Below are 9,155 nucleotides of genomic sequence, written 5' to 3' on the forward strand. Positions count from 1 at the left end.
CACCGGTGAGATTCACCCCCCACGAAGCGCGGTTCGACTGCACCCCGCTGCTCTCCGACGCCCCCGCCGAGCGCGAGCGGGCACTGGACGCCCTCGCCGCCGAGGCCGTCGAGGTCATCCACCGGACCGGCTGGGCGGTCTTCCGGATCGGCCGGCTGCGGCTCGGGGTCGAGGACAGCCGGCGGCTGTCCACCTCCATCGTCGAACGCGTCCGCACCACGCTGATCGCCCGCGGCGCCCCCGCGCGGATGCGGCTGGAGGTCGACCGGGCGCAGCAGACCTACGTGCCCGAGGGCTGCGCCACCCGGACCCTGCTGCCCCACCACGACGGCCAGCACTGCTCGTACCTGACGCCCAGCCTCCAGGACGCCCCCGACTGGGACCCGGCCCGGCGCACCTACGGCGACTCCGGGTACACCACCACCCCCGCGCACAAGATGTACCAGGGCATCTTCCTGCCCGAGGTCGGCGAGGGGCTGAGCGTCACCACGTACTACGACTGGCTCGGCGTGATCGACGACGTGCTGGAGCGGCGCGGCATCGACCGGGGGCCGGACGCCGCGGCCACCGCGGCGCGCTGGCTCGGCGACAACCTGGCCCGCGGCCTGGAGCGCCAGCCGGAGCACGGCTGCGCCTACCCCTCGGTCGGCGCCATGCTCGGACTGGAGGAGCCGCTCTGGCACGGCCTGTCCTTCCACCACGGCGAGGCCGTGCTGACCAAGGAGGAGCGCCGGCGCTTCCCCGCCGCCGTGCCGCTGGCCCACGGCTGTCCGTGCGGCGAGTGCCGGGGCGAGGCGGCCCGGCTCTTCTGCCACCAGGTACTCATGGCCACCGGCCTGACCTGGGCACGGTTCCGCCGCCGCTGGGAGGTGCTCGCCCCGGGCGAGCACTGCGACCTGCTGCTCGGCCACAACCTGACCATGCTGCACGGCGGCCTGGCCGGCGGCGCGGGGCGGATCATCGAGCCGCTCTGCCTGGTCGTGGACGACCCGTCCGGCCCCGAGTACGAGCGCTGGCTGGCCGCCTCCTGGCGGCGCACCCTGCCCGGAGCCCGCTGATGCGAGGGGCCTGCTGATGCGGATCCGGCTGATGCGGAGGACCTGCTGATGCGGGGCGCGCCCGCCACCCTGGCCACCCCGGTCGACCTGCACCTGCACACCCGGCACTCGGACGGCGACGAGGCGCCGGCCGAACTGGCCCGGCGGTGCGTCGAGGCCGGCCTGCGGGTGGCCGCCGTGACGGACCACGACACCCTCGCGGGCGTCGCCGCCTTCGAGCGGGCCGCCGGCGGGCGCCTCACCGTGGTACCGGCCTGCGAGATCACCACCAGCTGGCGCGGCGAGGAGACCCACTGCCTGGCCTACTTCGTCGACCCCGGCGACGAACCGTTCCGGCAGCGGATCGGGCGCGTCCACGACGCCGAACTGGCCTGGTGGCGCACCTGGACCGACCGGGCGCGGGCCCTCGGGGTGCCACTCGCCCGGGCCGACGTCGAGCGGCGCCTCGGCGGCGACCGGGTCGCCTACGTCAACGACTACCTGGCCCTGCTGCTGGAGGCCGCCGAGGGCGACCCCCGGTTCGCCCCGTACCGCGAGGGCGACGACCGCTTCGCCCGCCTCGTCGCCGACTGGTGCCGGCCCGGCCGGCCGCTGCACGTCGAACACCCGGTCAACCCCGACCTGGTGGAGGTGCTGTCCTGGATCGAGCAGGCGGGCGGGGTCGCCGTCCTCGCCCACCCCGGCCCGCTCACCGCCGGCCTGGACGCCCCGCAGTGCGCGGCGCTGCTGGAACCGCTGCGCGCGGCCGGCCTGGCCGGGCTGGAGGTGTGGACCAGCTGGCACACCCCGGCCGACAGCGCCCGGCTCGCCGCGGCGGCCGGACGGCTCGGCCTGGTCGCCACCGCCGGGTCCGACTACCACGGGGTGCGGGTCAAGCCCTGGGCGCCCAGCCCCGGCCTGCTGCCCGCGCTCCCCACCGACCCGCTCGCCGTCCTGGACGCCCTGCACGACCGGCGTCCTCCCGTCCACTCAAGTCCCCAGGTGAGGCTGTGACCACCGTCAACGACCCCCGGACCACCACCACCGAGCCCGGTGCGCGCGTCGCCTGGCAGCTCGCGCCGGTCGTCGTGCTCCGCCAGGCCGGCTTCCCGATGGAGCTGCTCGCACCCCTGGCGGACCCGGCCGCCGCCGAGGAGGCCCGCGAACTCGTCGCCCACGGACAGCGGTTGAAGGCGCTGGCCGAGGAATTCAAGGCCGCCCTGCGCCGGCACCCGGTGCCCGGCGCCGCCCGGCTCTCCTCCCCGGCCGGCTTCCTGCTGCCCGTCCCCGAGCCCGCGCTCACCGCCGCGGCCGCCGCCGTACCCGCCGAGGCGGCCGCCACCCTGCGCGGCTACCAGGACGCCGCCCGGCACTTCGCCGAGGAACAGACCCGCTTCGCCGCCCGGCACCAGGACCGCCTCGACCGGGCCGGGGCCGCCGTGGTCGAGGCCTTCGGCGACGAACGCCTGCGGCAGGTCCTGCTGCTCTCCAACGACTCCGCCTACCCCACCTTCGCCGCCTGGCTCGACGGCCACGACGGCACGACCGGCCGGCGCACCCGCAAGATGACCGACCTGCTCACCATGTACCTCCAACGGGTCACCACCAAGAACGAGACCCACTCGCACTTCGGCCCCTTCACCCCCGGCCGCCTCGGCACCGCCCCCGGCATCACCTGGACCGGCGAGCGGGAGCTGGAACGACACGCGCTGTTCAGCCACTGGGCCGCCGAGAAGCTCGCCCAGAGCGCCGCCGCCGTCCCCGGCCTGCTCGACCACGCCCGGCCCCGGCGCCGCCCGCTGTCCTTCCTGCGCGACGGGCGGATCGACCTGTACGCCTTCACCACCCGCGACGGCCTCGACACCGACTGGGACTTCCAGCACCTCGGCGGGCGGCCGGTGGAACCGTACGAGGCCTGGCTGTGGCAGCACTGCGACGGCGAACGCACCCTGCGCGAACTGCGGCAGGCCTGGCAGGACGAGCTGCCCGGCCCCGTCCCCTTCGACACGGCCCTCGCCGAACTCGCCGACCGCGAATGGGTGGTCGTCGAGTTCGAGATCCCGATCGGCGACCACCGGCCGCTGGCCGCCCTGCGCGAGCAACTGCTCGCCGCCCCCGCCGAACCGGCCGCCCCGCTGCTCGCCGCGATCGACGGCTTCGAGGCGGACCTGACCCGCTTCGCCCGGCTGCCGCTGCCCGACCGCGCGGCCGCCCTCGCCGCCGGCAAGGCCCGGTTCGAGCAGCTGACCGGCGGCCCCGCCAACCGCAACAGCGGCCTGCACTACGCCGACCGCAGCATCCTCTTCGAGGAGGCCCGCGGCCGGCCCGCCGACCTGACCGTCGGCCCGGACCTCGCCCGCTTCATCACCGACGAGCTGTCCATCGTGTACGAGACCGTGCTGGCCGGCCCGCGCCTGCGGATGCGGCGCGAACTGGTCATCCTCACCCGGTGGGTGGCCGAGCGCTTCGGCCCCGGGGTGGAGATCCCACTGGACGTGCTCTACGCCGAGTTCTTCCGCGACCGGGACGCCATCGCCCGCGAGTGCCTCGCCGTCGAGGCCGAACTCGCCGAACTGGACCGGGCGATCGGCGCCGCCCTGCTCGACGGGGCCGCGACCGACCCGGACCGCTCCGAGGTCGTGGTGGACCGGGACCGGATGGCGGCCGTCCTCGCCGGCCGGCCCAGCAGCCCACCGGCCGTCTGCGACCCGGACGTCCTGTTCGCCGCCGCGAGCCGGGAGGACCTGGCCGAGGGCCGGTTCACCGCCGTCATCGGCGACTGCCACGCGGTTCGGGAGGTCATCACCCACACCAGCTTCGGCCCGCTGATCCAGGAGCACACCCCCGAACTGCTCTCCGAGGTGTACCGCGGCTACCAGTCCCTGCTCGCGGACGACGAGGTCCTCGCCAACCTGTCCCGCGGCCACCCCGACAAGTCCTCCACCCAACTCGTCTACCCCTGCCACGACCTGGAGGTCTACGGCCGCTCCGCGCAGACCCGCGACCGGGTCCTGCAGCCCTCCCAGCTGTACCTGGTGCTGCGCGGCGAACGGCTGGAACTGCGCGCCCGCGGCGTCGAGGGCCGGCTGCGGCTGATGGCGCCCCCGGCCGGCGGCCCGAGCATCCGGCAGGACCCGCTCTCCCCGTTCGCCTTCCCCCGCCACTTCGGCGGCGCCGGACTGAACGCCCCCCACCTCGCGCACATCCCGCGCATCCGCTGCGGCCGCGTCGTACTGCAGCGCGAGACCTGGCGCATCCCCGCCGAGCGGCTGCGCGACACCACCGCCCTCGGCCGGCCGACCGGCCGGGACGACGCCGCCCGGTTCGTCGCCGCCTGCCGGCTGCGCGCCGAGCACCGGCTGCCCCGGCACGTCTTCGTCAAGGTCCCCGGCGAACCGAAGCCGGTCTACGTCGACTGGGAGTCCCCCCTGCTGGTACGGCAGTTGGGCCGGCTGGCCGCCAGGGCCGAAGGCACCCTGGAGATCTCCGAGATGCTGCCCGCCCCCGACCAGCGCTGGCTGGAGGTGGACGGCCACCGGTACACCAGCGAACTGCGCTGCGCCGTCTTCTCGGCGGGGGACGGCGCCGGCGCCTGGGACAGCGCGCCCGCCGGGCCGGAATCCCTCCCGGAGCCGCGCGGGTGAGCACCGACACCGCCGTCCGTCCCGCCTCCGGCTACCACCGGGTCATCGGCGCCGCGGCCTCCTCCGCGATCGGCGACGGCATGCGCTTCGCCGCGCTGCCGCTGCTGTCCACCGCGGTGCTGCACGACGCCTTCCAGGTGTCCGCCGTCACCGCCGCGACCACGCTGCCCTGGCTGCTGTTCGCCCTGCCCGCCGGGGCCTACGCCGACCGCTTCGAACGCCGCCTGCTGATGGTCCTCGCCGACCTGCTGCGCGCGGCGGTGCTGGTCCTCGCCGTCGTGCTGCTCGCCGCCGACCGGCTGACCTTCTGGCCCCTGCTCACCGCCGCCTTCCTGCTGGGCGTCGGCGAAGTGCTGTTCGACTGCGCGTCGTTCGCCCTGCTGCCGAGCGTCGTCCCCGAGGAGCGCCTGGAGTCGGCGAACGGCCGGCTCTTCGCCGTCCAGACGATCGGCCGCGACCTGCTCGGGCAGGTCGTCGGCGGCGTGCTGTTCACCGTGGGCCGGGCCGTTCCGCTGCTGATCGACGCGGTCTCCTTCCTGGTCTCCGCGGTGCTGCTGCGCGGCATCCGCGGACCCGCCCCGGACCCCGAACCCGAACCCGAATCCGAACCCGGATCGCTTGCGGAGAAGCCCCGCCCCCGCCTGCCGGCGGACATCCGCGAGGGCGTCGCCTTCGTCCTGCGCGATCCGCTGCTGCGCGCCCTGACCGTCTCCGCCGGTGTCATCAACGCCGTCTACCTGGGCCAGATCGCCGTCTTCGTCATCCTGGTGCACGACGTGCTGGGGCTTCCGGACTCCGCGTACGGGGCGCTGCTGGCCGCCGGGGCGGTCGGCGGCGTGATCGGCAGCACGGTCGCGAGCCGGCTGTCCACGGCGATCGGCCGGGTCCCCGCACTGGTCGGCGGCCTGGCCACGATGGGCGTCGCCGGCCTGGCGGTGGGCGCGACCGACCGGGTGTGGGTGGTGTCCGCCGCCTACTGCGCCACCGGCTTCGCCCTGATGGTCTGGAACGTCGTCGCCGTCTCGCTGCGCCAGACGATCATCCCGGACCGGATGCTCGGCCGGGCCACCGGCGTCTACCGGCTCTTCGCCTGGGGCACGATGCCCCTCGGCGCGCTGGTCTTCGGCCGGGTGAGCGCCTCCGCCGGGCCGCGCGCCGCCTTCGCCCTCGGCGGTGTGGTCACCCTGCTGACCTGCCTGCCGATCGCCTACGCCCTGCTGAAGGACAGCAGGGTGACCGACCGTCGCAAGACTCCCGAGGATGCGCAATGAGCGAGCGTTTCGCCGTACTGGACCGACTGGCCGAGCAGTGGGGCCTGAGCGGCCTCGAACTCGTCGGCAAGGGACTGGAGTTCACCGTCTTCCGGGCCCGGGGACGGGGCGGCGCGCCGGTCGCCGTACGGCTCGCGCACCGGCGGTTCGACTCCAACGCCAACGACCCGTACGTGGACACCCGCGCCCTGCTCGTCCAGGAGCACGCCATCGCCCGGCACCTCGCCGAGCACGGCCTGCCCGTCGCCCGGGCCCGGGAGCTGGTGCTCGCCGACGACCCGAACTCCCCCGACGTGCTGCTCTCCGACTACGTCGACGACGACGGCTCCCCGCTCGACTCCCACGCCCTCGGACAACTCCTCGCCCGGCTGCACCAGGTGGCGCCGCCGCGGCTGCACCCCGTCGCCGCCGAGGGCGGCAGCACGGTCGACGTCCTCACCACCCGGATAGGCCGCCGCTGGGCCGAACTCGCCCGCCGCGTCGACGACCTGCCCGAGCCTCCGGCCGCCGACCTCCTGGCCCGCCACCTCTCCTCCCTCACCGGGACCAGCCTGCTCCACCTCGACGTCCGCAGCTCCAACATCCGCCGCGGCCGGGGCCGCATCACCGCCCTCCTCGACTGGTCGAACGCCCTGCTCGGCACCCCCGCCCTGGAGTTCGGCCGCCTCGCCGAGTACGCCCGCTACCCGGAGAACGACCTCGACCTGGCCGTCCTGCGCGCCGGCTACGCCACCGTCGCCCCCGTCCCCGACGAGGACGACCCCTGCCTCCTCGCCTGCCGCCTGGACGCCGCCCTGATGCTCGCCCTGGTCTTCCTCTCCGAAGCCCCCGACCCCACCCGCGGCCCCACCGCCGCCACCCACGCCCGCGACCTGGCGCTGCGCCTCACCCGCCCGTAGCGGCCGAACGGGGCACCGAACACCCGGACCACCCGCTCGCACCCGCCTGTCGGGGTCGTCCACGACCACAGCCGCAGTGACGCCGAGAGGTCCTCGCCGACATGTGTCGGCGAGGACCTCTCGGCTTCGAGCGTCCGACGGGGGCGTGATGCGGGGAAGACGGTTCACCGCACCATACGGCCCATCACATGCTCATACCTCCCACGGCATCGGAAACCGCGGAGCACCCTCCGGCCGGCCCTCACCCGGGCTCATGTTCCTGACTCCCGAGTAGTCATACCCGTCGAGGAAGGTCACGGAGTCGACGGGAACCCATGTCTCGACGGAGCCCGCCTCGATCGACTCGGTGAACGGCGCAACCGGAAGAACGTGCCGGTACCAGACCTTCATGACGACCTGAAGCCATTCGAACCCTCCGGGCCGCTCTTCCCGAGCGGTCAACTCGCCGAGCACCTGCCCTCCGCCCTCGGGTAGAGCCACCATCACGGGCCGAGTGTTCCGCTTCCCGCTGTCGAAGGAGATCTCCAGGTTCATGGCGTCACCCTAGTCGCTAGCAGGGAGCGTCGCCGTTGATGAACGTGGTGATCCTACGAACCGCCGGGTTTCCGCAGATGTACCTCAACTCGTGCGACGTGTAACCGTTGCCGTAGTCCATCCCCTTGAGGATCCCCTCGACGTCCTGAACGCCCTTCATGTTGAAACTGATCTTTCCACCGCCGGAGACGACCCGATCGATCATCTTGCTGAGATTCTCAGGAGTTGCCACGCCCCTGGGAATCAGGTCGCCGAAAGGCCCGTTCTTGTAGGTCACGGCTCCAAGGCCCTGCGCGAACCGGTCGAGCGTCCCGACTTCCTGTCCGCGGATGGATTCGAGGCCGAGGGCAAGGTGAGTCGCACAGGCCGGGTCCGTGTTGTGGACCAGGACCGGCAGGTCGCCTGCCAGCACGTAGTACGTGTGGAGGTCGTCGACGGTGAGGTTGTAGGCGCCCTGGAGGGTGTTCCAGTGCCGGACGCTCTCGATCGGCCGGGCCTGTCCGGCCGGGTCGCGCAGTTCGTCGCCGGGCTTGAGGTCGGCGGCGTCGGTCCACTGCTTCCGGTTCTCGGCCCAGAAGGGGTGGTGGTCGGTGCTGGTGAGTGACCGGCCCGCACCGAGGGAGATGTCGGTGAAGTCGCGGTCGTCCGGGGTGTAGATGGTGTTCGAGACCCGGCGGGGTCCGGCCAGTCCGGTGGTGGGATCGGTGGCGAGGACCTCGTCGCCGACCTGGACGGTCTCGATGGCACGGGTGGAGCCGTCGGCCATCAGGACGCGGGTGCCGGCCGGGAAGCTGTTCAGCGGGCAGGCCGGCGGAACGCGCGTGACGAGCTTCTGGATGAACTCGACGGCCTTCTCGCCCCAGGAGCCGAACTTCTTGGCCCACTGGGCGAGTTTGGCGATGGCGGCGCCGTCACCGATGAAGGGGATCGCGCCGATGCAGGAGGTGACCGCCTCGGTGGTGCGGCCCTCGACGGCGTAGTAGGCGCAGTTGACGAGGTCGGCGATGTCGGCGAGGCCGGGGGCGATGACGCCGCCGGCGCCGCCGATGACGTCGAGGGTGAGGTGGATGCTCTCGGAGAAGAGGTGGTAGAGGTAGCTGACGTTCTCGCTGTCCTCCTTCGCCTTCTTGATCTCCTCCTCGATCCCCGCGATCGCGTCCTGCTTCTCCTTCTCGGCCTGGGCCTTGGCTTCGGCCTCCTTGCGCTCGGCTTCGAGCTTGGCGAGCCGGGCCTTCTCCTCGGCCTGCTGCTTCACCTCGTAGTTCGCGTGGGCGTCGTCGGCGGCGGCCTGGGCGGCCGTCGCGTCCTTGCCGGCCGCCTCGGCGGAAGCACGGGCGGCGCTGGCGGACTCATTGGCTTCGGCTGCGGAGTGGTGCGCCTGCCGGGACGAGCTCTCGGCCTGGTTGGCGGAGTAGACGGCCTTGGCGGCGTCGCGGTTGGCGGAGGCCTTGGCGGCGTTCGCGGTCTTCGCGGATGCGGCGGCCCTGGCGGCGTCGGCCTGGGCGGCGTCGGCGGCGGCCTGGGCCTTGGCGACCTGGTCGGCGGCGGTGTTGGCCGATGCCGTGGCCGCGGCGGCGTAGCCGTTGGCCTGGTCGGCGGCGCCTCGCGCGGTGGCGGCGGCGGCCTGGGCCGTGGCCGCGTTCTGCTGGGCGGTCGCGGCGTTGGCGGTGGCTTCGGCGATCAGGCCCTTGACGTCGGCGACGTGGACGGCGGTGAGCCGGTCGCGCTGCTGGGCGGTGTACTGGCCCCGGGCCACGAAGGTGCGCAGGT

At 73.8% G+C, this 9,155-nt stretch carries 7 protein-coding genes; 5 read left to right on the top strand and 2 right to left on the bottom strand.

What is annotated here, in order from left to right; genetic code table 11:
* The 5 genes from ACIQOV_RS13800 to ACIQOV_RS13820 all read left to right on the top strand — a co-directional run.
* Positions 1-1,058 (top strand): hypothetical protein (locus ACIQOV_RS13800; RefSeq protein ID WP_401048365.1); only part of this gene is annotated, 1,058 nt, incomplete at its 5' end.
* A gap of 48 nt (positions 1,059-1,106) precedes the next feature.
* Positions 1,107-2,051, top strand: a complete 945-nt coding sequence (locus ACIQOV_RS13805) for a PHP domain-containing protein (protein ID WP_401048367.1) — start codon at positions 1,107-1,109, stop codon at positions 2,049-2,051.
* A complete protein-coding gene (locus tag ACIQOV_RS13810; protein WP_401048369.1) occupies positions 2,048-4,681 on the top strand; it encodes a lantibiotic dehydratase in 2,634 nt (877 codons plus the stop codon). The genes ACIQOV_RS13805 and ACIQOV_RS13810 overlap by 4 nt, the downstream gene beginning before the upstream one ends.
* Complete coding sequence (locus ACIQOV_RS13815; protein WP_401048371.1) at positions 4,678-5,952, top strand: MFS transporter; 1,275 nt, start codon at positions 4,678-4,680, stop codon at positions 5,950-5,952. Before ACIQOV_RS13810 ends, ACIQOV_RS13815 begins: the two co-directional genes overlap by 4 nt.
* Positions 5,949-6,851, top strand: coding sequence for a phosphotransferase family protein (locus tag ACIQOV_RS13820; RefSeq protein WP_401048372.1), 903 nt, complete (start codon positions 5,949-5,951; stop codon positions 6,849-6,851). The genes ACIQOV_RS13815 and ACIQOV_RS13820 overlap by 4 nt, the downstream gene beginning before the upstream one ends.
* A 192-nt stretch (positions 6,852-7,043) precedes the next feature.
* Here ACIQOV_RS13820 and ACIQOV_RS13825 read toward each other — a convergent pair whose 3' ends face one another.
* Complete coding sequence (locus ACIQOV_RS13825) at positions 7,044-7,385, bottom strand: hypothetical protein (RefSeq protein WP_401048374.1); 342 nt, start codon at positions 7,383-7,385, stop codon at positions 7,044-7,046.
* Positions 7,386-7,401: 16 nt separating this feature from the next.
* On the bottom strand, positions 7,402-9,155 hold a 1,754-nt coding region (locus tag ACIQOV_RS13830), incomplete at its 5' end, for a polymorphic toxin-type HINT domain-containing protein (protein ID WP_401048376.1).

The organism is Kitasatospora sp. NPDC091257, assembly GCF_044757675.1.
GTDB classification, from domain to species: Bacteria; Actinomycetota; Actinomycetes; order Streptomycetales; family Streptomycetaceae; genus Kitasatospora; species Kitasatospora lactacystinica.

Excerpts from the sequence above, each read along its gene's own strand:
- ACIQOV_RS13805 (WP_401048367.1), top strand. The coding sequence starts at position 1,107 with ATGCGGGGCGCGCCCGCCACCCTGGCCACCCCGGTCGACCTGCACCTG.
- ACIQOV_RS13820 (WP_401048372.1), top strand. The coding sequence starts at position 5,949 with ATGAGCGAGCGTTTCGCCGTACTGGACCGACTGGCCGAGCAGTGGGGC.
- ACIQOV_RS13825 (WP_401048374.1), bottom strand. The coding sequence starts at position 7,385 with ATGAACCTGGAGATCTCCTTCGACAGCGGGAAGCGGAACACTCGGCCC.